The organism is Exiguobacterium sp. SH1S1 (assembly GCF_004337245.1).
GTDB lineage: Bacteria > Bacillota > Bacilli > Exiguobacteriales > Exiguobacteriaceae > Exiguobacterium > Exiguobacterium aurantiacum_A.
Genome location: NZ_SJUZ01000001.1, coordinates 1180549 through 1201563, shown reverse-complemented (window position 1 = coordinate 1201563; position 21015 = coordinate 1180549). Strand labels below are relative to the sequence as shown.

24 protein-coding genes and 1 riboswitch are annotated in these 21015 nt (G+C 51.7%); of the genes, 20 read left to right on the top strand and 4 right to left on the bottom strand.

The window, feature by feature from the left end; all coding sequences use genetic code 11:
* The first annotated feature begins 179 nt into the window (after positions 1-179).
* Positions 180-1130: an alpha/beta hydrolase gene (locus EVJ23_RS06055; RefSeq protein WP_070329269.1), complete on the top strand. Its 951-nt coding sequence runs from the start codon at positions 180-182 to the stop codon at positions 1128-1130.
* Between the two features lie 92 nt (positions 1131-1222).
* On the opposite strand, the gene EVJ23_RS06050 is transcribed toward EVJ23_RS06055, so the two are convergent.
* On the bottom strand, positions 1223-2071 hold the full coding sequence (locus EVJ23_RS06050) for a GNAT family N-acetyltransferase (protein WP_161567017.1): 849 nt from the start codon (positions 2069-2071) through the stop codon (positions 1223-1225).
* 72 nt (positions 2072-2143) lie between these two features.
* On the opposite strand from EVJ23_RS06050, the gene EVJ23_RS06045 reads away from it, so the two are divergent.
* A complete protein-coding gene (locus EVJ23_RS06045) occupies positions 2144-2821 on the top strand; it encodes a YjjG family noncanonical pyrimidine nucleotidase (RefSeq protein WP_131464817.1) in 678 nt (225 codons plus the stop codon).
* Here EVJ23_RS06045 and EVJ23_RS06040 read toward each other — a convergent pair.
* Positions 2816-3271, bottom strand: coding sequence for an NUDIX hydrolase (locus EVJ23_RS06040; RefSeq protein ID WP_131464815.1), 456 nt, complete (start codon positions 3269-3271; stop codon positions 2816-2818). The genes EVJ23_RS06045 and EVJ23_RS06040 overlap by 6 nt on opposite strands.
* A gap of 54 nt (positions 3272-3325) precedes the next feature.
* Between EVJ23_RS06040 and EVJ23_RS06035 the strand changes: the two genes are divergently transcribed.
* From EVJ23_RS06035 to EVJ23_RS15285, 3 genes are read left to right on the top strand one after another with little or no spacing between them, the layout of a single operon-like run.
* On the top strand, positions 3326-3928 hold the full coding sequence (locus tag EVJ23_RS06035; RefSeq protein WP_131464813.1) for a pentapeptide repeat-containing protein: 603 nt from the start codon (positions 3326-3328) through the stop codon (positions 3926-3928).
* Positions 3925-4764: an aminoglycoside 6-adenylyltransferase gene (locus tag EVJ23_RS06030; RefSeq protein WP_131464811.1), complete on the top strand. Its 840-nt coding sequence runs from the start codon at positions 3925-3927 to the stop codon at positions 4762-4764. The genes EVJ23_RS06035 and EVJ23_RS06030 overlap by 4 nt, the downstream gene beginning before the upstream one ends.
* 47 nt (positions 4765-4811) lie before the next feature.
* Complete coding sequence (locus EVJ23_RS15285) at positions 4812-4964, top strand: hypothetical protein (RefSeq protein ID WP_021065921.1); 153 nt, start codon at positions 4812-4814, stop codon at positions 4962-4964.
* 11 nt (positions 4965-4975) lie between these two features.
* Here the strand turns inward: EVJ23_RS15285 and EVJ23_RS06025 are convergent, their stop codons facing one another.
* Positions 4976-5371 carry an ion channel gene (locus tag EVJ23_RS06025; RefSeq protein ID WP_131464809.1) on the bottom strand — a complete coding sequence of 132 codons (396 nt, stop codon included), beginning with the start codon at positions 5369-5371 and terminating at the stop codon, positions 4976-4978.
* A gap of 108 nt (positions 5372-5479) precedes the next feature.
* On the opposite strand from EVJ23_RS06025, the gene EVJ23_RS06020 reads away from it, so the two are divergent.
* The 14 genes from EVJ23_RS06020 (at position 5480) to EVJ23_RS05955 (ending at position 19781) form a co-directional block, all read left to right on the top strand.
* Positions 5480-6319, top strand: a complete 840-nt coding sequence (locus tag EVJ23_RS06020) for a glycoside hydrolase family 191 protein (protein WP_236633714.1) — start codon at positions 5480-5482, stop codon at positions 6317-6319.
* 66 nt (positions 6320-6385) lie between these two features.
* A complete protein-coding gene (locus EVJ23_RS06015; protein WP_131464807.1) occupies positions 6386-7633 on the top strand; it encodes a GAF domain-containing protein in 1248 nt (415 codons plus the stop codon).
* Between the two features lie 4 nt (positions 7634-7637).
* On the top strand, positions 7638-8576 hold the full coding sequence (locus EVJ23_RS06010; RefSeq protein WP_070329470.1) for a tetratricopeptide repeat protein: 939 nt from the start codon (positions 7638-7640) through the stop codon (positions 8574-8576).
* The gene (locus tag EVJ23_RS06005) at positions 8558-10405 is read left to right on the top strand and encodes a DUF2194 domain-containing protein (protein ID WP_070329469.1); all 1848 of its coding nucleotides are present in this window, start codon (positions 8558-8560) and stop codon (positions 10403-10405) included. Before EVJ23_RS06010 ends, EVJ23_RS06005 begins: the two co-directional genes overlap by 19 nt.
* Entirely contained in the window at positions 10402-11820 is a 1419-nt protein-coding gene (gene pelF / locus EVJ23_RS06000; protein WP_131464805.1) for a GT4 family glycosyltransferase PelF, read from the top strand. The genes EVJ23_RS06005 and pelF overlap by 4 nt, the downstream gene beginning before the upstream one ends.
* The gene (gene pelG, locus EVJ23_RS05995; RefSeq protein ID WP_070329467.1) at positions 11801-13249 is read left to right on the top strand and encodes an exopolysaccharide Pel transporter PelG; all 1449 of its coding nucleotides are present in this window, start codon (positions 11801-11803) and stop codon (positions 13247-13249) included. The genes pelF and pelG overlap by 20 nt, the downstream gene beginning before the upstream one ends.
* Positions 13250-13310: 61 nt before the next feature.
* Positions 13311-13415, top strand: a riboswitch (TPP riboswitch).
* Between the two features lie 81 nt (positions 13416-13496).
* Positions 13497-14171, top strand: coding sequence for a thiaminase II (gene tenA / locus EVJ23_RS05990; protein WP_131464803.1), 675 nt, complete (start codon positions 13497-13499; stop codon positions 14169-14171).
* Entirely contained in the window at positions 14168-14959 is a 792-nt protein-coding gene (gene thiM, locus EVJ23_RS05985; RefSeq protein ID WP_131464801.1) for a hydroxyethylthiazole kinase, read from the top strand. Before tenA ends, thiM begins: the two co-directional genes overlap by 4 nt.
* The gene (thiD, locus tag EVJ23_RS05980) at positions 14956-15786 is read left to right on the top strand and encodes a bifunctional hydroxymethylpyrimidine kinase/phosphomethylpyrimidine kinase (RefSeq protein WP_131464799.1); all 831 of its coding nucleotides are present in this window, start codon (positions 14956-14958) and stop codon (positions 15784-15786) included. The genes thiM and thiD overlap by 4 nt, the downstream gene beginning before the upstream one ends.
* Positions 15725-16396 (top strand): thiamine phosphate synthase, encoded by a 672-nt coding sequence (gene thiE, locus EVJ23_RS05975; RefSeq protein WP_370252133.1) that lies wholly within the window; start codon positions 15725-15727, stop codon positions 16394-16396. Before thiD ends, thiE begins: the two co-directional genes overlap by 62 nt.
* Before the next feature lie 23 nt (positions 16397-16419).
* A complete protein-coding gene (locus EVJ23_RS05970) occupies positions 16420-17055 on the top strand; it encodes an SDR family oxidoreductase (RefSeq protein ID WP_070329462.1) in 636 nt (211 codons plus the stop codon).
* A gap of 129 nt (positions 17056-17184) precedes the next feature.
* Positions 17185-18750, top strand: a complete 1566-nt coding sequence (locus tag EVJ23_RS05965) for a GGDEF domain-containing protein (RefSeq protein WP_071398520.1) — start codon at positions 17185-17187, stop codon at positions 18748-18750.
* A gap of 43 nt (positions 18751-18793) precedes the next feature.
* On the top strand, positions 18794-19243 hold the full coding sequence (locus EVJ23_RS05960) for an OsmC family protein (protein WP_016509231.1): 450 nt from the start codon (positions 18794-18796) through the stop codon (positions 19241-19243).
* A 97-nt stretch (positions 19244-19340) separates the two neighbouring features.
* Complete coding sequence (locus EVJ23_RS05955) at positions 19341-19781, top strand: GNAT family N-acetyltransferase (RefSeq protein WP_236633485.1); 441 nt, start codon at positions 19341-19343, stop codon at positions 19779-19781.
* Here EVJ23_RS05955 and EVJ23_RS05950 read toward each other — a convergent pair whose 3' ends face one another.
* Positions 19782-20228, bottom strand: coding sequence for a DUF4385 domain-containing protein (locus EVJ23_RS05950; RefSeq protein ID WP_131464793.1), 447 nt, complete (start codon positions 20226-20228; stop codon positions 19782-19784). It lies immediately after the preceding gene.
* Between the two features lie 68 nt (positions 20229-20296).
* Here EVJ23_RS05950 and EVJ23_RS05945 point away from each other — a divergent pair, with 68 nt between their 5' ends.
* The gene (locus EVJ23_RS05945; protein ID WP_131464791.1) at positions 20297-20860 is read left to right on the top strand and encodes a GNAT family N-acetyltransferase; all 564 of its coding nucleotides are present in this window, start codon (positions 20297-20299) and stop codon (positions 20858-20860) included.
* The last annotated feature ends 155 nt before the right edge of the window (positions 20861-21015 follow it).

Genomic DNA, 21015 nt, shown 5'->3' with positions numbered 1-21015 from the left:
ACGTTTGTCATAGATGCTAGCTCGATTGTTAGGCATCGCTTGGACGGTCTTGTTCGTTATCGGTGTCGTCTTGGCATTCTTTTATCATTCTAAATTTCGAAAAGTGTGCGAGTCTGCTTAATGACGGGTTCGGCTGGGAATAGGAAACTGTACGCCAATAGAGAAAGAAGGGGTTCCCATTGCCAGTCAATCCGACGATTCAATTTTATTTGGATCAATTTAAAAATCAGATGTCACCCACATATGAGCAAATGAACCCACTCGAGTTAAGACGACAGGAAGATGCAGTGCTGACGAGGTTCCAGCATAAAGAGCACGTTCACGAAGTCGAGGACTTGGATCTCTCGCTCCCAGGGCGTACGCTCCCGATTCGGATTTATCGGTCAGGAGCAACGACCGCCCCGGCACTTGTCTACTATCACGGCGGCGGTTACGTCACCGGCAGCATCGAGACACACGATGCGATTTGCCGCACCCTCGCGAACGAGGCGGACTGTACCGTCATCTCGGTCGGGTATCGCCTCGCGCCGGAACATAAATTTCCAGCCCCGGTCGAAGACGCTTACGATGCACTCGTTTGGATCGGGGAACACGCTTCGGAATTAAACGTAGATGCGTCACGACTCGCCGTCGGCGGCGACAGTGCCGGCGGGACGCTCGCCACGGTCAGCGCATTGATTACGAGTGAGCGCGGGGGGCCGTCACTCGTTCATCAGCTCCTGTTTTACCCGGTGACCGGGACCGAAGAGAACTTGCCGTTATCTTTGATTGATTACGCTACCGGCTACTTGCTTGACGAAGGGTTGATCCGTTGGTTCCAGCAGCAATATTTTAATGACGAAAATGAGTTGACACATCCGTATGCGTCGCCAATTTTGTCCGATCGCTTAGAACAACTGCCTGCGACGACACTACTGACGGCCGAGTACGACCCGCTCCGTGACGTCGGTCGGGCTTATGCGAACAAATTGATCAGCCTCGGTGTCCCGGTGACGTATAAAAATTACGGGGGGCTGATCCACGGCTTCACGAACTACTATGCGTTCGTCCCAGAGGCGAAACGGGCGGTGAAAGAGGCGGCTCATTGTTTAAAAACAGCGTTTGAGAACCAAAAAAATATTCTTGGATAAGAGAAGAGGACCATTCTGACCTATTGTCGGAACGGTCCTCTTCTCTTATGAGTACGCTCGCACCATCAGACTCTGTTGCAAGGCGCGTTATTTCATGCTTTCGATAAACTCGGGAAGCGACAGCCTTCCGGGAAAAGGTGGCCGTCACTCATGCGGATCATCCATTGTCCGTCACGTGCACGTGCCGCACGTCGTTCGACATCGGGCAAGTCAGGTGTGAATTCAAAGACGATTTCCGCGATTCCATCAAAGGAGAGCCGTGCCACGACGTCACGCATATCGACAGGCCGAGGCGACAGTACCGCGAACAAATGCAGACGCGTGCGCTCAATAAAATAGATGACATGCACGTCGTCGAAGCGATAGACGTCCTCGTTCAGGCCTTGATAGAAACTGAACATCCAAATATGCATGTCGTCCGTCGTATAGAGCCGGGGTGAGTACGGGAGCGACTCCAGTTTGAACCGACGCCACCGCTCGGCGTCGACGTCGACGTGTTCGAGCGGGGGCGCCGAGCCCGACACGGAGACAAATAGCTCCGGTTCGCGTTGGACAGTGAACCCTTGCTTCTCATAAAACGTTTCGAGGCCCTCGTTACAAGCTAAAATATAAGGCAATCCATCGGCGTCATGTTGTTTGAAGAGGTGCTTGAAGACGCGGGTGGCGAGTCCTTGTCCTTGTCGGTCCTCGTCCGTCATGACCGTCCCGATTTGATACATCTCACGAGCGGTTCCGTCCGTCACGAGGGTCATCCGGCTCATGCTGACGTTCGAGATGATGTTCCGGTAGAACGTCAACGAATAACAGCGATAGCGGTCGGTCCATTCTCCATCCAAATACCATCCGCGAAAATCGATGCCGAACATTTCATCGGTCAAGTAGAAAAATGATTCACGTTCTTTATCTGAATACTCGAGATTGGTGATCGGTCGTTTAGCCATGGGACTCACTCCTTGTTTTGAACTTCTCGGCCTGTTCCTGTACATTAGAGGCAGAGAGGGGTAATTCAAATTATGAAACGGTATGAAGCTATTTTATTTGATGTCGACGATACGTTGCTAGACTTTAAACGGAGCGAGCACGTCGCCTTGGAGCAATTGCTCGCCTCACATAACGTCCGGATGACCGATGCGTTAAAACAACAATACGTGACGATCAACAACGGGCTATGGCGCGCGTTTGAACGCGGTGAGGTCGGACGGGAAGACGTCTTGATGGGCCGCCACACGCAACTGTTCGACACGCTCGGCATCACGATCGATGCGCATGAAGTCGAACAGCGCTATCGAGACCATTTGCACGACGGGGTGCACATCATCGACGGGGCACTCGAACTCGTGCAAACGCTCAGTGAACAGTATCCGCTCTATATCGTCACGAACGGTGTGACAGAGACACAGTTCAAGCGGCTTGAGGCGTCGGGGTTGCTCCCGTATTTCAAGGACGTGTTCGTCTCCGACGCGACGGAATCGCAAAAGCCGATGAAACCGTTCTTCGATTACGTGTTCGACCGTGTCCCGAACGTGTCACCAGAGCGTGGGCTCATCGTCGGTGACTCGCTGACGGCGGACATCGCCGGAGGACGCATGTACGGCCTCGATACGTGCTGGTACAACCCGCATGAGGTTGCGGCGACGGTCGAGACGACGTATGAGATTCAAGATTTGAACGAGTTGAAATCGATTTTATAAGGCTCGGCGGTCGATAAAGTGTGGTGGGAGCGACTGCGGCAACGCATAGAGCGTCTCCGGGAAGAGTCTCAGTTCACGGAGCGACTCGAGCGGCTGCCAACGATAGATGAGTTGATCTCCTTCTGGTCCGTGAAAGTCCCCGGTCCGGAGCGGTAGGTCACCCGATACATAAAAATACATGCCGATCTCGTGAACCGTGCGTTCTAAGTACGTGAAGAAATTTTCGGAGACGAAAGCGAACGTCGTTCCCGTCAGTGTCGCGTTGAGCTCTTCTTGCAGTTCGCGCATCAAAGCGAGTTCGGCTTCTTCGCCGATGCCGACGCGGCCGCCCGGCAATGCCCAAAAGTCATCATTCGCGTTCCGATGAATGAGCAAACGACCATCTTGGACCCAGATGCCGGCGACGCGGTAGTTGAACGTGCCTTGATCGGTCGGAAATACGATATCCATCTTTCATCACTCCATTCCTTTAGCTACAATCAGTATACGCCAAGGAGGCAGGACATGTTTCAATCAAATGCAGTCTATGAGGGAGAAGATTTTCGAGAGGAGACGCTCCGTGACCTTCAACTTTCACATACGACGTTCGAGAACTGTCGGTTCACGTACATCGACGCGACCGAGTTCGAGACCGAGCAGTGCCGCTTCATCAACTGTGACTTTACCGACTCGAAATGGAACGCATCGCGCCACGTCGGCAGTTCGTTTTTAAACTGTCAATTCAATGGGGCGAATTTGTTTTTAAGTGAGTTCGATCAATGCAAGATGACAGGTTCTTCGTTCGAGTCGTGTACGTTTGAGGGCGTGACCGTTCGTGGGGGCGACTGGTCGTTCGTCAATTTGCGTCACGCACCGCTCCGAAAAATGGATTGGTCGGATGTTCGTCTAGTAGAGGCTGATTTGTACGGCGCGGACTTGAAGGAGTCGCGCTGGACGAACGCTGCGTTGACACGTGCCGTCCTGCAGCATGCGGACTGTACGGCTGCCGACTTCATAGGTGCTGACATGGACGGGGTCGATTTCACGGACGTTACGCTCAAAAAGACGAAACTCGACGTCATGCAGGCGGTCCAAGTCGCCCGTTCGCTCGGGGCCATCGTCGAATGAACAATAACCAGGTGCTCGAGCAGCTACTCGCTTTGGCGGAGGAGCGGGAAGACATCCGAATCATGGTGTTGAACGGATCGCTCGTCAATCCGCACGTTTCCCCAGACCGGTTTCAAGATGTAGATGTCACGTTTTTCGTTCTGGACGTATCATCGTTCATAACGGATCAATCCTGGATCGATCGGTTCGGCGAGGTGTTGATCATGCAGACACCGGACGAGTCACCGTCTCAAACAAGATACGAGCGGTTTGCGTTTCTCGTCCAGTTTGCAGCCGGTCATCGGATCGATCTGACCGTTCGTCCTGTTCGCGTCGTGCAGGAGGCGATTGCGGAAGATTCGCTCAGTCTCGTCATGCTCGATAAAGATGACACGTCAGGACGTCCTGTGCCGAGCGATGAGACGTACCGAGTCAAACGTCCGAGCGCGTTTGACTATGCGTCGTGTTGGAACGAGTTTTGGTGGGTATCATTGTATGTCGTGAAAGGACTAAGGCGCAATCAACTGCTGTATGCGCTCGATCACGTGACGATCATGCGAGACATGCTCCGACAGATGATGGCGTGGGATGTCGGATATAGGACCGGCTTTTCCTCGAATATCGGGAAATCTGGGGACGCTTTGGTGAACTACTTATCAAATCAAGCTTGGCAAGCATACTTACGGACATACCCGGTCGCGGATCCTGCGGCGATTGCAGCCGCGTTTGAAACGTTGGTCGAGCAGTTCTGCGTCTTCAGTCGGCGTGTTTCGGAGAAAAGTGGCAACTCATTTCGGGACGACGAGTCCAAGCGGATTCGTGACGCTTTTTCGACGCTTTGGACTTCAAACGATTAGTTTTTAGCCGAGTCGGGAAACCCCCTCTATAGAAGGGGGAATGACGCTTGAATCCGTATACGACGTTCATCGCGCTCCTAGTGGGGAGTTTACTCTTATTTGTCGGCATCCGGACGAAGAAATGGCCAATCGTTGTCGTGGCCTTATTTCCGCTTGGACTCGTCGCATTCAATTTGTACTTATTGATCACTGGACGCTAGAAGACTGCTTGTCAGTCTTCTTTTTTGTACATCGATTTTACGAAAAACGCGGTCGGGAGCAAGATTCCGATTGCCGCTTCGAGTAGGGCGAACAGACGGGCCGGCCCAACCGGCAGTAAGTCACCAAATCCGATTGATAGAAGCGTGACGCCGCTGAAATAGAGCAGGTTTTGCCATGATGGCTCGACAGCGGTCATCGTCTCAAGTGACGTGACGAGAATGATCCCGTCCCACGACAACACGTAATAAACTAAGGCAAACCCAATCAACACACCTAACAAGCTGATGAAAAGGTGGCTAAATAATCGGCCGTCAAATCCGGTCTGCCGGTACGTCTGTCGGTGGAAGAAGGTATATACGTTCAGTCCGACGAATAAGAGGGCAACCGTCAGTAAAATCGTATTCATCCTCATCTCTCCTTTTTTGCTAAGTCATACTAAGTTGTTTCCCTGAACAATTGACGTCAAACGGACCTAATTGCACCATGAAGGATTCTGCGACAAGGAGGTGTCCGTGTGCGACGCTTTAGGTTGACGAGTTTAGTGCTGCTTCTGCTGCTAGGTGGATGTACCACGAAGACGCCATTTAATTTTGATAAAATCAGCTCGTACAAAATTTTTTACAACATTCCGACCGAGGCGATTATCGAGGATATGACCCGGTATGATCTCGTGATCATCGAACCGATTTGGTATACACCGGAGCAGATTGAAGCGATTCGTTCGAACGGCACGAAAGTGCTCGGCTATATAAACGTGATGGAAGCGGACACGTGGAATCGGGAACTGATCGGTCAAATGAAACAAGACGATTTTTTCTACCGGGACGGAGAGCGGATTTATTTTCCGAAATGGGATTCCTATTTGACAGATATCAGTTCGGACCATTTTCGGAAGATTTTGATGCGCGAGATTCAAAAGCAAGTCATCAATAAACACTTGGACGGTATCTTTTTAGACACGGTTGGAGATATCGACGATGTACACCTCGACTATCCCGAAGACTTGACTGAGCAATTGAACGGATTAGAAGCATTTTTAAAAGCGATTAAGCAGACTTACCCTGGGGTCCCGATTGTACAAAATTGGGGAATCGAAACGCTTGAACGAACGAGCGCTCCATACGTGGACGGGTTCATGTGGGAAGGGTTCAATTATTCGGAGATTACATCGGACTCTTGGTCGATGGAAATGTTGGACCGTATGAATGTGATTCAAGAACAGTATGGGATTGCAGTACTTACTGTTTCGGACCAAGAGGAAGCTATTAGTCGAGACTTGGCGGAAGCGAACGGGTTTATCCATTATCATGAACCCACTTATTATGATACATGGGATTTTCAGGAAGGGAATTAAGATAATTAGCAGGGGAATTTGCTGCGAGCGCCAAATAAGTAAGCATGACATTCGTGTTATGAAGCTGTGACTAATCGTTGGGAGGGGATTATCATTCTATATGCTCAAGACCGCCCGTGGATTAAGTGGGCCGAAATTCTTGTCGTGTTCACTCTATTGATCGGAATCGATTTAGCTTTCAATTTAGGGACGATTCAAAATGATTTGAACCTATTTTATGTAGCCGCCATCTTGTTCGCGCTACGTTACGGAACAACCTTTGGGTTGATCAGTTTCGCCGTCTTGCTTCTGTACAAAGTCCTCTACACCGGACTTGTCGGAGGCGATATCTTCTTACTGTTCTACGATACAAACTCACTTCTCACTCTTTTCTATTACTTCGCACTCACTGTCATCGTCGGCTTGTTTAGCACTTCATTTCGAGAGCGTTATGAAATCAGTCAGTTTCGCAACGAAGAACTGAAAGATGAAAACACGTATTTGAAAGAGACCGTCGATTTACTCAACACTTCGCAAACGACCCTTCGTCAAAAATTACTTCAATCGGAATACAGTTTAAATCAATTGTACGAACTAGCTGTCTCGCTTGACCTGCCACATCCTGAATTGATTCGTAGCGAGACGATTCGTTTGCTTAAAAAATATTTCTTGGCGAGCGACGTCGCCATCTATCATGTCGATCGATCGCAAAAGTCGATGCGTCTAATCATTCGCCAAGCCGAGAAGAAAGAGTTTCCACAAACCATTTTCTTAGATGAGGCGTCGAGCATGTTCAAACGTTTCTTCCAAGTCCAAGAGACGATGTTACGGCAACTCGATGATGACGACACGGATCCGATGTTGCTCGCTCCGATCGTGATTGACGGAGAGACGCGTGAAGTTGTCGTCATTAAGCGTCTGCCGCTCCGGAAATTGACGACAGATGACCTCCACGTATTAAATATCCTGTTCTCGTGGATCGGGACGCGAATCACAAACGCGCAAAACTTGATTCGTAAAGAGCAGCACGAGAAGCGCTACCCGGGCACATCGTTCTACAAGAAAGAGGCGTTCATCGAGATAGTGGCGCTTCAAGAACAAAAGAAACTTCATCACGATCAACCGTTCATCGTACTCGAGTATGCGCTCGATTATGAACCGGTCTCGCTCGAAAGTATTGAAGCGATCGTGCATTCGTATTTGCGAGAGATTGATATCGTCGGTTATGACCAAGACGAAAACAAGTTGTTACTCTTGCTCCCAGGAACGAGTGAGGAGAACCGTCAACGAATTTATGATCGGATCGAAGGGATTTTGATCCAGAAGGGGGTGTGAGTTCATGGAAGCCATCGACAGTTTAGTTTGGATTGGGCTCTATGTGATTCACGCAATCTTGGCGTTCGTTTTGTTAGTGGTGTTGAAGCGGAAAATGAAAGCGCTAGACTATGGGGTGGCAGTAGTCGCTTTATGCTTCGGCCTATTTTTACCTTTTGTCGCGGAAGTCGCAGTATATGCAATTTATCGCTTCGCAGAACGCTTCGATCGGAGCGGACTGATTGAAGATTACGATGAGTATATTGATTTTCGGGTCGTCAATTATGAGCAGATTCGGCACGATGCGAAAACAAGCTCTAGCCTGCTGCCGTTAGCCGATGCCATCAATTCAAAAGATCCGGCGATTCGCAAGCACTCGATTTTGACGCACGTCAACCAGTCCATCAATAACCAAGGGAAATACTTGCAGATGGGGCTTAATAGCACGGACAGTGAAACAGTCCATTATGCGGCCGCGACGATGAATATTCTCATCGATCAGTACGAGCAAGAGTTGAAATTGGCGAAGCATGAATACGATTTAGGAAACCCGGAAACGATTCGCCGGCTAGCGACAATTTACAAACGGATGATTCACAGTGAACTGATCACGGAAGTCATGTTGAAAGACAGACGTGAGGCCTGGTTAAAAGAGATTTTGACAGCGAAGACACTGTATCCGCCGTCGCCATGGATTTATGAGGATTTAAACGAAGTCTACATCACGTTAAAACGTCCTAGAGATCAGCTTGAAATATTGAAGGAGTACGTTCACCATTTCCCGGAACGCATCGAGTCCCATCTTATGCTCATCGATTTTTACTATGAACGGGAGCGGTGGACCGAGGTGAAGGCTGTCATGTTTATGATGCAAACACAATTTTCGTTAGACGATGTGCCTTATGAGCACCGGCTGTTGTTTGAAGAATGGAGTGATTCGACATCATGGAAAAACGAACTGTAATCTCATTCTCGCTCTTCATCGTGTTATTTCTCGTCGTCGTCGGTGCTATCCAATACTTGAGGATTCATTCCTTGCATACGTTGTTACCGAACGTTGCTGAACAACGAATGAATATCGACCAATTGCAAGGTGATGCTTCCGCTAAAACAGGAGAGCAACAACTTCAAGTTTACCTTGTCCGAGACGAAGGTGATTTGGCGGTCAATACGGCAGATAATTTATTGTATGGTTTGCGTTACGCCAAACTAGACGTTCGAGAAATTGATGCGGGTGCGGTCAGTTCGATCACGCCGTCTCCCTACAGCATCATCGTATTTACAGGAGAACAAACCGCGACATGGCCATTGCAAGAGACGAAACGGTTCGTCGAACAAGGAGGCAATGTCGTGTTCGCCAACCGTTTCAAAGACCCCGCTTGGAATGAAGTGACAGGTATCGAAGAAATCGGTGAATTCGTTCCAGACGTTTACGGTCTGAACTTCGAAGAAACGATTTTCCCGGGTTATGTCGACTTGAATCCACCGGACGATCTGTTCGTCCATAGTGTCGTCGACTTCGCAATTGCAGACGAAGCGAACGTTTTGCTGTCAGCGGAAGGGTTTCCCGTCCTTTGGGAATATGAGGTCGGTGATGGGAACGTTCTGTACTGGAATACAACGATCACCGATCAAAAGATGATTCGCGGACTGTTCGTCCAAACGCTCGGAACGTTACCGCCTGCGTTCGTGGGTGCCCAAGCGGCGATTAAGCTCATGTATATCGATGACTTTCCGGCTCCAGTCATGGACGGCAAGATGAAAGATGTCTCGGCGACACCACTCGATAAATCGGTCAAAGACTTCTTTGCCGAAGATTGGTGGAAAGACATGGTCGACATGGCTCAAGATGACGACGTCATTTATACGGGCGCGATGATCGGGACGTACGAAGAAGAGATGGAACTGCTAGATGATAAATTGATTAAACGCGGCGAGTTCCCGATGCTCTATTTCGGTCGAAAACTATTGGCGCAGGGTGGTGAAATCGGGTTGCACGGATACAATCACCAATCACTTGTCACGGCCGATGAACCGATCGATCCGACGTACGGATATATTCCGTGGAAAGACAAGGACGAGATGAAGCGTTCGCTGCTGCAGGCAGAGTCGGTATTTGCTAACTATTTCCCGGCAGAACAACTCAAATCATACGTCCCACCTTCGAATGCACTCAATCGTACCGGTGTCGACGCGATTGCTGAAGCGTTGCCTGAACTGCGGACGATTGCGTCACTCTATACCGGTGACCCGGAAAATGGTGATTTTGTCCAAGAGTTCGAATTTGATACGACACATACCGGAATCTATCATTTCCCGCGCATCACGAGTGACTACGGGGAAGAAAGAGGTTCGATCTTCCAAATGGTCGATGCGATCGCTAACTTTGGGGTGTTTTCACACTTTATCCACCCGGATGACGTCATCGACCCAGACCGTGCGTTCGGTCGCGACTGGGATACGATGTTCGCCAGTTTGAAAAAAATCGTCGATGATGTCAACGTCAGCTATCCCTATTTAGAGGCCTACACACAACACTATGCGACGGAAAAACTGATCACGTATCAAGAGGCAGACTTGAACGTCACGTTTGATGACGAGACCATTTATTTGACCGGGGACGGACTCGTCAATCCGTCACACTTCACCGTCCGTCTAAAAGTGGGCCAATCATTGGACACAGGCAAATTCGCATTCGGCACGGTCGAGCAGATGGAGGCGGACCGTCCACTCTATCTCGTCCAATTGACATCAGCGAACGCTGAAATCGCCATCAAGGGGGACCCGCAATGAAGATTGGGCTCGTGTTAGAAGGGAGTTACCCGTATGTGAGCGGAGGTGTCTCGAGTTGGACGCAGACGCTGATTGAAGCGATGCCGGAAGTCGAGTTTGAAATCATCTCGATTCAGCCATCGGTCAAGCGGCCAGAAGATATGAAATATGAGTTGCCGCAAAACGTGTCAGGAATCACACACCTTTATTTAAGCGATATGGATAAAAAGGCGAAGGGTCGAATGAAGCTCGACGCCGAAGACGAACGGGAAATTTCGGAATGGCTCATGTTGAAAAACCCGAACCGGCAAGCGCTTGGCATTCTCGGGAAACAAGTCCCATCAAGCCAAGCCTTCTTCTCAAGCGAGTTCTTTTGGAGAAACGTAAAATCGGCTTACGCAGAAGAAATGAACGGTGGCTCGTTCATCGATTATTTTTGGATGTGGCAGAGTATGTATATGCCGATCTTGCGTGTGTTGCATCAACCGTTACCAAAAGTCGATCTCGTCCACTCCATCTCGACAGGCTACGCCGGTGTCGTCGCATCTTACATGAAAGAGACGCAAGGTATCCCGTTCATTTTGACCGAACACGGCATCTACTCACGTGAACGCGAGGAAGAAATCCTTCAGTCTTATTGGATTCCGTCCCCTTACAAACCGAGATGGGTTCGCTTTTTCCATCACTTGTCACGCGAGGCGTATAACGCGGCCGACGAGATTATCACACTGTTTGAGCGGAATCGCGAATATCAAGAGTGGATTGGCGCGCCTAGCGAGAAGACGAAAATTATCGCCAACGGGATTGACGACCGTCATATCCACGCTACGCTTGAGCGAGCCGAGAATGATGTGTTCCAAATCGGGGCTATCGTCCGCCTCGTTCCGATCAAGGATTTGAAGACGATGATTTATTCCGCAAAAATCCTTCAAGAGCGCCATCGGCTGTTTAAACTGACGATCATGGGTCCGCTTGATGAGGACGAAGAGTACGCCGAAGAGTGTCGTCTACTGATTGAGCAGAGCGGGCTGACCGACTATGTCGAACTCGTCGGGAAAGTGAACGTACAAGACTGGTTGCCGAAATTTGATTTGTTGTTGTTGACGAGCATATCGGAAGGGCAGCCGCTTGCCATTTTAGAAGGGATGGCGGCTGGCATCCCTTGGGTGGCGACCGATGTCGGGGCTTGTTCGGAACTACTTTACGGACGCGCTGACGATCCGTTCGGTCCGGCCGGCTTCATCGTTCCTCCGGTCCATCCGGAAGCCATCGCTGACAAAGTCGAATGGATGATGGATTATCCGCGCGAACGGATGCGCTTCGGTAAAAACGGCCGCGAGCGTGTCCGTCAGTATTATCGATTGCAACAGTTCGTCGACCGCTATAAAGCCATCTATGAAGCGAGGAGGGAACAGTATGGCGGGCATCGGGTTTAAGTTACAAAAGCTGTTTCAAGAAGACTATTACTCTTCAAGACTGAAGGCGTACACGTTTTCCGGTCTCGTCACATCGGGCCCTTGGCTGATCGTCATCCTCGTTGTCGGTACGATTCAATGGTTGGCGTTTCAGATGCCGATGTTGTCACTCGAGGAACGGACACTGTTTATGCTATCCGTGTCTTACGCGTTCATTTTCTCGCAAATTCTATTTAGTTTTCAGCAGCTCGTCGTCACGCGATACGTGGCCGATTTGTTTTATGAAAAGAAAGCCCATGAGATCTTTCCTGTCTTCACCGGCATGTTAAAAGTGACGATTCTCGCTGCCGTCGTCATGTATAGCGTGTTTTGGCTGATTTCACCGCTCAGTTTCGCCTATAAGCTCGTCCTGTTCGTCTTATTCATGACCATCAACGTCATCTGGGTCATGTTCTTGTTCTTGAGCGCCGCCAAATTTTATCAAGCGGTCGCTTACAGCTTCTTGCTAGGCGGGGTTATTTCAGTCGCGAGCGTCTATTTGATCAGTCGTCTCATGGTCAACCCATCGAGCCTCGAGCTTCTGTTTGGCTTTACCGTTGGGATGGTCGTGACGCTGTTCGGGCTATTCTTCGCGATGCTTCGGACGTTTCCGCTCAGGTATGCGACGCGAGAGTTTTCATACTTCCGGTACTTTGATAAGTATCCGGACTTGTTCGCGATTGGTGTGTTATACGTGCTTGGGATCTGGGTGACCAACTTCATCATTTGGTTTGGTGAAGGTCGCATGGTGATTGCCGATTCGTTCGTGTTCAATCCGTATTATGACACGGCTGTGTTCTGGTCGTACTTGACGATCATCCCGACCCAGCTCTTGTTCGTCGTCGCTGTCGAGACAAGGTTTTACGAGCGCTACCGAACGTTTTACGGCTTGATCAATTATGGCGGGGCGTTACACCAAATTGAGAAGGCGAAGCAGACGATGACGACGGTGTTGAAAAATGAATTGATCCGACTTGGGCGAAGTCAAGGTGTTGTCACCTTGTTCGCGATCCTGATGGCGGGTGTGTTCGTCGGTTGGATTGGTGTCCCGGAAGAAGTCGGTCAAATTTTCCGGATGACGACGCTCGCCGCGTTCGCGAACGCGATGATTCTCGTACTGACGCTGCTCTTGCTTTATTTTGAGGACCGGCGTGGTGCGTTGTTCGTCAACCTATCGTTCTTCACATTGAACGCCTTGTTCACGTTGTCGTTACTATCGCGCGGGATCGATTGGTATGGGGTCGGCTTTGCGATCAGCACGACCATCACGTTCTTTATCGCAGGACTGCGCTTGATTTATTTTATGGGGAAGGTCGATTATTACGTGTTCGCGGCCTCGAACCGTCGTAAGCTCGGGACGGAACGGTTCTCGCATTTTGGGACCGCGCTCAACCGTCGCTTCTCGCGTTAAAGGGTTTGCATTTTTCAAAAAGATTGATATGATGTGGTCGAAGATGACCGAATTTCATAATGTTTGCCACTAGGGGAGTCGCTTGACGCGGCTGAGATGGACAAGGTCCAGACCCTTTGAACCTGATCTAGTTCACGCTAGCGGAGGGAAGTGGGCGAAACGTCCTTTCTCACACTCTTTGTGTATGGCCGACGCCGCTTCCGTTATGGGAGGCGGCGTCTTTTTTCATACAAAGGAGGAGAATACGATGACATTTACCGCACACATCCGCCAAGAGGCCAACGCCTTGTTTGAGGCGAGTTTCCACCATCCGTTCGTCCGCGCGCTCGGAGACGGGACGCTCGACGAGGCGAAGTTTCGGCATTACGTGATGCAAGACTCGTACTACTTGAATCAATTTTCGAAAGTACAGGCGAAGGGCGCTACACTTGCCCCGACGATGGAGCTGGCGAGCCGATTTTTGACGCACGCCCTCCACACGATCGAGGCGGAGCACGAGTTGCATCGGGAATTTTTTACGATGCTCGAGGTGAGTGACATGGAGTGGACGACGTTCGAACCAGCTCCGACGGCTTATGCATACGCGCTCCATATGCAACAAGCCGGCCCGACGCTCGGAGACGTGCTCGCGGCGATTCTTCCATGCTACTGGGTGTATTACGAGATCGGGGAGCGCTTGAAGGACGCAGAGCCAGACCATCCGATCTATTCTGTTTGGATTGCGACGTACGGTTCGGAATGGTTCCGTGAACTCGTCGAAGAGCAGATCGAGCGACTTGACGAATTGGCGGGACAAGCGACGGAGTCAGAACGGATTCGCTATCAGCAACTGTTTTTGAAAAGTTGCTACTATGAGCTCGCGTTTTGGGAGATGGCCTGGACACTCGAATCGTGGGAACTGCCGCTTGAGGTGGGACAATGAGGCCGGATCTATGGGAAGCCGTCCGGTTGAAGCGACCGCTCGTCCATAACATTACGAACACCGTCGTCGCCAACTTCTCGGCCAACGGGTTGCTCGCCATCGGTGCGTCCCCGGTCATGGCTGATGCGATCGAAGAAGTGGCAGACATGGCGACCGTGAGCGATGCCCTCGTCTTGAACATCGGGACGCTTGACGCAATGACCGAGGCGACGATGATCCGCGCCGGACAAGCCGCGAATCAGTCGGGCCGCCCTGTCGTCCTAGACCCGGTCGGTGTCGGGGCGACACCGTTCCGCCGCGACGTCGTCGAACGGATTTTGCGAGACGTCCGCGTCACGGTCATCCGTGGGAACGCCGGGGAAGTCGCCACGCTTGTCGATGCCGGTTGGACGACGAAAGGGGTCGACGCCGGAAGCGGCACACATCATCCGCAACAACTCGCTGAACGAGCAGCGAACCGATATAGCTGTGTTGTCGTGATTACCGGGGCGACGGATTTCGTGAGCGATGGTACGGTCACGCTAGAGATTTTGGGCGGTCATCCGCTCATGACAGAGACGACAGGCACCGGCTGTCTACTCAGTGCGGTCGTCGGTGCGTTCCTTGCTGTTGAACCGGACGTGATGACGGCAACCTCGACCGCGCTCACCGGATATGCACGATGCGGCGAGTTGGCGAGTGAAGCAGCGACGGGTCCGGGGGATTTCCCAATCCACTTTCTCAACGCGCTCGCTACCATGACGTCAACTGACCTGCCGAGCGACCGAATCGAGGTGTTCGCGCGATGAGGCCTCAAGTCTTGACCATCGCCGGTTCGGACTCTGGCGGGGGAGCCGGAATCCAAGCCGATTTGAAAACGTTTCAAGAATTAGGCGTATTTGGCACGAGTGTCGTGACCGCGGTGACGGCTCAAAACACGCGTGGCGTGCACGGTGTCGAAGCCGTCTCCGCCGACCTCGTCGCACGCCAGCTCGATGCAGTCGGATCAGACTTTATCATCTCGGCGTGCAAGACCGGGATGCTGTTCAATCGTGAGTTGATTGACGTCGTGGCGGACGCAATCGAGCAGCATCGATTTCAAAATGTCGTCGTCGATCCGGTCATGATCGCTAAAGGCGGTGCGACCTTGCTTGAACGGGACGCCGTCACCGCGCTACGGACGAGGCTGTTACCGATGGCGACGGTCGTCACGCCAAATATCCCTGAAGCTGAAGTGTTGACCGGCTTGACGATTTGTACGTTCACTGATCGTATGAAAGCAGCTGAGCGCTTGTTGTCTTACGGGGCAAACGTCGTCATGTTGAAAGGCGGTCATTTGGACGGTCCTCTCGCCGAAGACCTAGTCATGACGAAGACCGATACGTTTCGAATGGTGACACCACGGTTGCTGACGAAAGATACGCACGGGACCGGCTGCACGTTTTCGGCTGCGCTAACAGCGGAGCTCGCGAACGGGCATACCGTTACGGAAGCCGCGCAGAAGGCGAAACAGTTCATCCATAGTGCCATCGCCCACGGATTACAAATCGGCAGCGGGCATGGACCGACAAATCATTGGGCGTATAACAAGCACCCGAAGGAGGTGGTTTCCATTGAATCCATCGCCTATCGTTGAGCGGTTAAAGCTCTACTTCATCTGCGGCACAGCGGATACGTTTGATCTCGTTCAGACGGTCGAAACGGCGCTTCAATGTGGTGTGACATGTTTTCAATTTCGCGAAAAAGGTAAAGAGCCACTGTATGGGGATAAAAAAGAAGCGATGGCACGAGCGTTGCATACACTTTGTCGACAGTACCGTGTCCCGTTCATCGTCAACGATGACGTCGAGCTGGCAATCAAACTCGATGCGGACGGAGTTCATGTCGGACAAGAGGACGCAGCAGCCGAAGTCGTTCGTCGGCGAATCGGTTCAAAGAAGTGGCTCGGTGTCTCGGTCCACTCGATCGAGCAAGCCGCAACGGCTTCGAGATACGCCGATTATGTCGGAATTGGACCGATTCATCCGACTGTGTCGAAACAAGACGCGGCCGAAGTGAATGGAACGATGCTCATTCGGCAAGTGCGAGCCCGGTTTCAGCATTTGCCAATCGTGGGGATTGGTGGAATCATGCCTGAACACGTCGAAGCGATTCGACGTGACGGGGCTGACGGCGTAGCTGTCATCTCGGCCATTGCTTCTGCACCGGACGTGGCCATGGCCACACGGCGTTTCGCTTGTCTCTGAATTTTATTTGAGGAGGAAGACAGATGAACGTATTTGTAATTGGAGCGAATGGACAGATTGGAAAGCAACTCGTAGAACGATTGAAGCAGGATGGGAAGCACGAAGTCACCGCGATGGTGCGGAAACAAGAGCAGCTAGACGAGTTCAAAGCGAACGGCTATCAGGCGGTTCTCGGAGACTTAGAAGGTGACGTTGAGACGTTGAAGCAAGCGATGAGCGGCATGGACGCAGTCGTGTTCGCGGCCGGTTCGGGCGGCAGCACGGGAGCCGACAAAACGTTACTCATCGACCTAGACGGTGCAGCGAAAAGTGTCGAGGCGGCCCAAGCGAACGGCAACATCAAGCACTTCGTGATGCTCAGTGCCTTGAAAGCGGAAGATCGCTCGGCATGGCCCGATTCGATGAAACCGTACTACGTGGCAAAACATCATGCGGACCGTTTGCTCGAACAGAGTGGACTCGACTATACGATCGTCCGTCCAGGCGCACTCACAGACGATGCCGGTACAGGCAAAGTGAACGTCGACAACGTGTCGACGGGCGAGATCCCGCGGGCGGATGTCGCAGCGTTCTTGGCCCATGTCATCGGTCGACAAGAAGCGGCAAACAAAGCCATCGATTTGGTCAAAGGTGATACTGCAATCGAAGAGACGATATAAATCATGTGAGCGAGCGGATTCGAAAATCCGCTCGCTTTTTTGCGGTGATGTGTCAGCCCGTTCGAAAAAGGAATTGATGCGGCCGATAGAGAAAGTAAAGACGTATCTATTCAAGAAAGGGGTCTGTTCATGACCGCGTTATTTGTCTATATGGCCGCCTATTTACTGCCGGCCTTCTTGTTGAGCCATCTCGCGCTCGACGTCTTGTTACGTAACCCGCGACAAGTCGAGCATCGTCTGCTCAGCCTGTTCGTATTCGGTTACGCAATGCTGTTTTTGGCGGAGTTCGGCCGTCACTTGTCACCGATCGAAGCGAGCCCGGCGTTCGTTACCTATTGGTTCGGCAATGCCGGCATTTTGATCTTTATCTTTTCGGTCCATTTCATCGTCAAAGTGACGGGCGTCGGTGCGAAGATGCCGAAATGGGTATACCCGTATGCAATCTACTTACCGTTGATCCCGGTTGCTCTGACGTTCATTCGACAAGAGAACATCATCAACAGTCAACGCTTCGACCAAGTCGGGCTCTGGATTTATCCTGAATTCAACGTTTCTTATTTGACGACGATGACGATTGGGAACGTCTTTCACTTCCTGATTATTTTGTTGTTGGCGTATGCGCTCAAACGAGCAGAACGGCATGAACATCAACGGGTGCTGCGTCTACTCATCTTGACGGCGGTACTCGTCTTGATTTGGGACATCGTGTTCGGTTACTTCCAATTTCGTGGAGTCATTCCGCCTTATGCGTATATGTACGGCGGATTGGTCTGGACGGTGGCGCTCGTTTTGGCAATGAACCGGCTCGATTTTCTCGCCTCTTACGCCAAGCGCTACGGGACGTTGTACAACTTGAACCCGTCGGCCATTCTGCTCGTCGACGATACTGGTCGGATCGAGAGTGCGAACCCGGCCGCACGCATGTTGTTCCACACGGTCCGTGTCGTCAATGAACGGTTCGTCGACCTATTGCCGGAGAAGAAGCGTGAGGAATGGTGCGATCACTATACACAGCACTTCACGGCCCAAAAGAAGTTTTTAGAGTTCGAGACGAAGGTTCAGACGAAGACCGGACAAGAACGATACGTCGTCATCGATGGTGACTTCGTCTATATCGATCAAAAAATTCACGGCATGATTTTGATTCGCGATGTCCACACGTTCAAGGAAGCGGAGCAGTCGATTCGTTTTTTCGCCTATCATGACCCGCTCACGAAGCTCGCCAATCGTCGGGCTTTTTATGAACAAGCTGATCAAGCGTTGCTTCAAGCGGACAACCTTGCCCTCGTCATCCTCGACCTTGACGGGTTTAAAGGAGTCAACGACACTTACGGCCATCAAGTCGGCGATGACTTCTTGATCCACCTCGGCGTCCTGCTCGAAGAAGTGACACCGGACACCGGGCTCGCGTCGCGCGTCGGCGGTGACGAGTTCTACATCTATTTGACGGACGTGGAAGAAGCGGACATCGTCATGTTCGTGGAGCGGCTGCGGACGACGTTGGTGGAACGGCCGTTCAAACTAGGGCACGGGGTAATCCCGATTCGAGCAAGCATCGGCGTCAGTGTCGCGCCAGACCAAGGCATGGATTTGGACACGTTGATTCATAAGGCGGACCAAGCGATGTATCAAATCAAGCAGCAAGGTAAAAATGACTATGCGATTTACGACGACGCGTTACACGGTCCGACATAACGGGAACGGTAGTAGAGATGTGATTTCAAAAGGAGGAGATGGGATGTCAGAAAAACCATTAGTGACGATGCGGGCCGAGGGCGAAGCGACGAGCGTGAAGACGACGGTGCATGTGCGCGACCTAGAGCCGTTTATCGTCGATGAGCCGGAACGTCTCGGCGGGACCGATGCCGGACCGAATCCGCTCGAATACTTACTCGGGGCGCTATCATCGTGTACGACGATCATGATCGCCTATGTCGCGCAAGACCAGGACTTCAACTATGACGGTGTGACGTTCGCGACGGAAGGGACGCTCGACCCGCGCGGCTTCCAAGGCGTCGAAGGGGTCCGGACTTATTTCGAGAACGTGCACGTCAACATCGTGCTCGACACGACCGAGTCGGATGAACGGATCGAGGCGCTACAAAAAGGCGTCGAGGCCCGGTGCCCGATCCATAACTTGATGCATGCGGCCGACGTCGACATCACGGCGACATGGACACGAAAATAATGAGAGGATGGGGCAACCCATCCTTTTTCTTTGGTCAGAGACAGGGAAACACCAACTGTGGCACGAACAAGAACAGATGCGAGAAAGGGGGGAGGTTATGCACATTCGACCGATGACACGAGAAAACGCCCGCGCAATCCAAGCGTGGACGTATGAAGCACCCTATGATTTTTATAATCAGGACCCTTCGGCTGAAGGGTTAGACGAGTTAATGACTTATCATGCGATTCACGACGATGAAGGGTTGTTCGGTTTTTATTGCCTCGGACCGTACGCGCAAGTTCCGAACCCGACATACGCGTACGATGCCATCCATCTCGATATCGGATTGGGCATGCGCCCGGACCGCACCGGTAAAGGACAAGGTCGTTCGTTCGTCGAGACGGTGCTTGGCGCAGCAGAGCGCGAGGAGAAACCGCTGCGCTTGACCGTGGCCGCATTCAACGAGCGGGCCATCCATTTGTATGAACAGGTCGGGTTCCGTCAAGTCGCCGCGTTCGTCAAAGGGCAGACGAACTTCATCGTCATGGTCCGTTGATTAGCCAAATTGTTTTTGATGGGCTTTCTTTCGCTTCAAATAATCCTTGTCCGCTCGGATCTGGTCCCAGCGCTCTTTGAAGATGCGGGCCGACTCGGCTTTCTCTTCATCGATTTGGCGGTCATGGATGTCCCCGTCGTCTTTATACTTGCGGCCACCTTTATAGTTGGCGTAACGACGGGCCCGGGTATGGCCCATCTGGATGAACTTCCGCGCCATGTCCATGCCGACGAAATCGTCGTTTGCCCGATACGCTTCAAACAGCTCCATGATCTCATCGGCGGACTGTTTGGCGATGGCAGGTGTCTTAAAGCGCCAGTGCGGTAAAATCTCACTCTTATACGGTTCGACGAGCAGGACGCCTTGTTCACCTCGTCCGACGCGATACAGCTCGGGCTGCTCGCGAAAATCAATCGTTTCAAAATCTAAGTCGTAATCAAACGGCATCGTCATCCCTCCTCTGTTCCGTTGTTCCCGGAACGGAGGCGAGGGAAACGAGCGAAGGAGCAGCTGACATGATTCAATTAGACACAGAACGGCTACGGCTCAGAGCGTTTCAGCTCGATGACGCCGAAGCGATGCATCGCTATGCGAAGAATAAGCGGGTCGGACCGATGGCGGGCTGGGCCCCGCACGAGTCCGTCGACGAGACGCGGGACGTCATCCGTATGTTCCAGCAAGATCAAGACGTCTGGGCGATCACGTTGAAAGCGACCGGCGAACTGATCGGCAGCATCGGTTTGCACGACCGGCGACCAGACCCGGATATCCAACACGACAACCAGCGCGAAATCGGCTACGTGCTCAGTCCGGATCATTGGGGGAGAGGCTACGTCCCGGAAGCGGTGCGTGAGCTGCTTCGTCACGGATTTGTCGACCTAGGCCTCGAACGAATTTGGTGCGGTTATTTCGATTTCAATGACCGGTCGCGTCGTGTCGTCGAGAAGTGCGGTTTCACGTATGCGTTCACGACGACGCAAGAGCTGACCCGGTTGGACGGGCGGACCGTTCGAAGTTTGGTCTATGTCATCACGCGTGATGATTATGACAACCGTTCATCTCTTAATGGAGGAATCTGAAAAACGTAAAATGACCAGGAGAACAGGAGCGTCTTCCTTGATGGGAGGGCGCTCCTGTTCTCATAATTCTTAGCTGATACAGATTAATTTTAAAAAATAGTTGATATGTAACCGGTTACACATTATGCTTGTTTTGTAAGCGTTACCAAAAAGGA

What these genes read in the sequence shown, in the direction of transcription:
- EVJ23_RS06005 (WP_070329469.1), top strand. Translation starts at nt 8,558, where the DNA reads ATGGAAAAACGAACTGTAATCTCATTCTCGCTCTTCATCGTGTTATTT.
- EVJ23_RS05965 (WP_071398520.1), top strand. Translation starts at nt 17,185, where the DNA reads ATGACCGCGTTATTTGTCTATATGGCCGCCTATTTACTGCCGGCCTTC.
- EVJ23_RS06040 (WP_131464815.1), bottom strand. Translation starts at nt 3,271, where the DNA reads ATGGATATCGTATTTCCGACCGATCAAGGCACGTTCAACTACCGCGTC.
- pelF (WP_131464805.1), top strand. Translation starts at nt 10,402, where the DNA reads ATGAAGATTGGGCTCGTGTTAGAAGGGAGTTACCCGTATGTGAGCGGA.
- EVJ23_RS06050 (WP_161567017.1), bottom strand. Translation starts at nt 2,071, where the DNA reads ATGGCTAAACGACCGATCACCAATCTCGAGTATTCAGATAAAGAACGT.
- EVJ23_RS06010 (WP_070329470.1), top strand. Translation starts at nt 7,638, where the DNA reads ATGGAAGCCATCGACAGTTTAGTTTGGATTGGGCTCTATGTGATTCAC.
- EVJ23_RS05960 (WP_016509231.1), top strand. Translation starts at nt 18,794, where the DNA reads ATGTCAGAAAAACCATTAGTGACGATGCGGGCCGAGGGCGAAGCGACG.
- EVJ23_RS06035 (WP_131464813.1), top strand. Translation starts at nt 3,326, where the DNA reads ATGTTTCAATCAAATGCAGTCTATGAGGGAGAAGATTTTCGAGAGGAG.
- EVJ23_RS05950 (WP_131464793.1), bottom strand. Translation starts at nt 20,228, where the DNA reads ATGCCGTTTGATTACGACTTAGATTTTGAAACGATTGATTTTCGCGAG.
- EVJ23_RS06025 (WP_131464809.1), bottom strand. Translation starts at nt 5,371, where the DNA reads ATGAATACGATTTTACTGACGGTTGCCCTCTTATTCGTCGGACTGAAC.
- EVJ23_RS05955 (WP_236633485.1), top strand. Translation starts at nt 19,341, where the DNA reads ATGCACATTCGACCGATGACACGAGAAAACGCCCGCGCAATCCAAGCG.
- EVJ23_RS06030 (WP_131464811.1), top strand. Translation starts at nt 3,925, where the DNA reads ATGAACAATAACCAGGTGCTCGAGCAGCTACTCGCTTTGGCGGAGGAG.
- EVJ23_RS05970 (WP_070329462.1), top strand. Translation starts at nt 16,420, where the DNA reads ATGAACGTATTTGTAATTGGAGCGAATGGACAGATTGGAAAGCAACTC.
- thiM (WP_131464801.1), top strand. Translation starts at nt 14,168, where the DNA reads ATGAGGCCGGATCTATGGGAAGCCGTCCGGTTGAAGCGACCGCTCGTC.
- pelG (WP_070329467.1), top strand. Translation starts at nt 11,801, where the DNA reads ATGGCGGGCATCGGGTTTAAGTTACAAAAGCTGTTTCAAGAAGACTAT.
- EVJ23_RS05945 (WP_131464791.1), top strand. Translation starts at nt 20,297, where the DNA reads ATGATTCAATTAGACACAGAACGGCTACGGCTCAGAGCGTTTCAGCTC.
- thiD (WP_131464799.1), top strand. Translation starts at nt 14,956, where the DNA reads ATGAGGCCTCAAGTCTTGACCATCGCCGGTTCGGACTCTGGCGGGGGA.
- tenA (WP_131464803.1), top strand. Translation starts at nt 13,497, where the DNA reads ATGACATTTACCGCACACATCCGCCAAGAGGCCAACGCCTTGTTTGAG.
- EVJ23_RS06045 (WP_131464817.1), top strand. Translation starts at nt 2,144, where the DNA reads ATGAAACGGTATGAAGCTATTTTATTTGATGTCGACGATACGTTGCTA.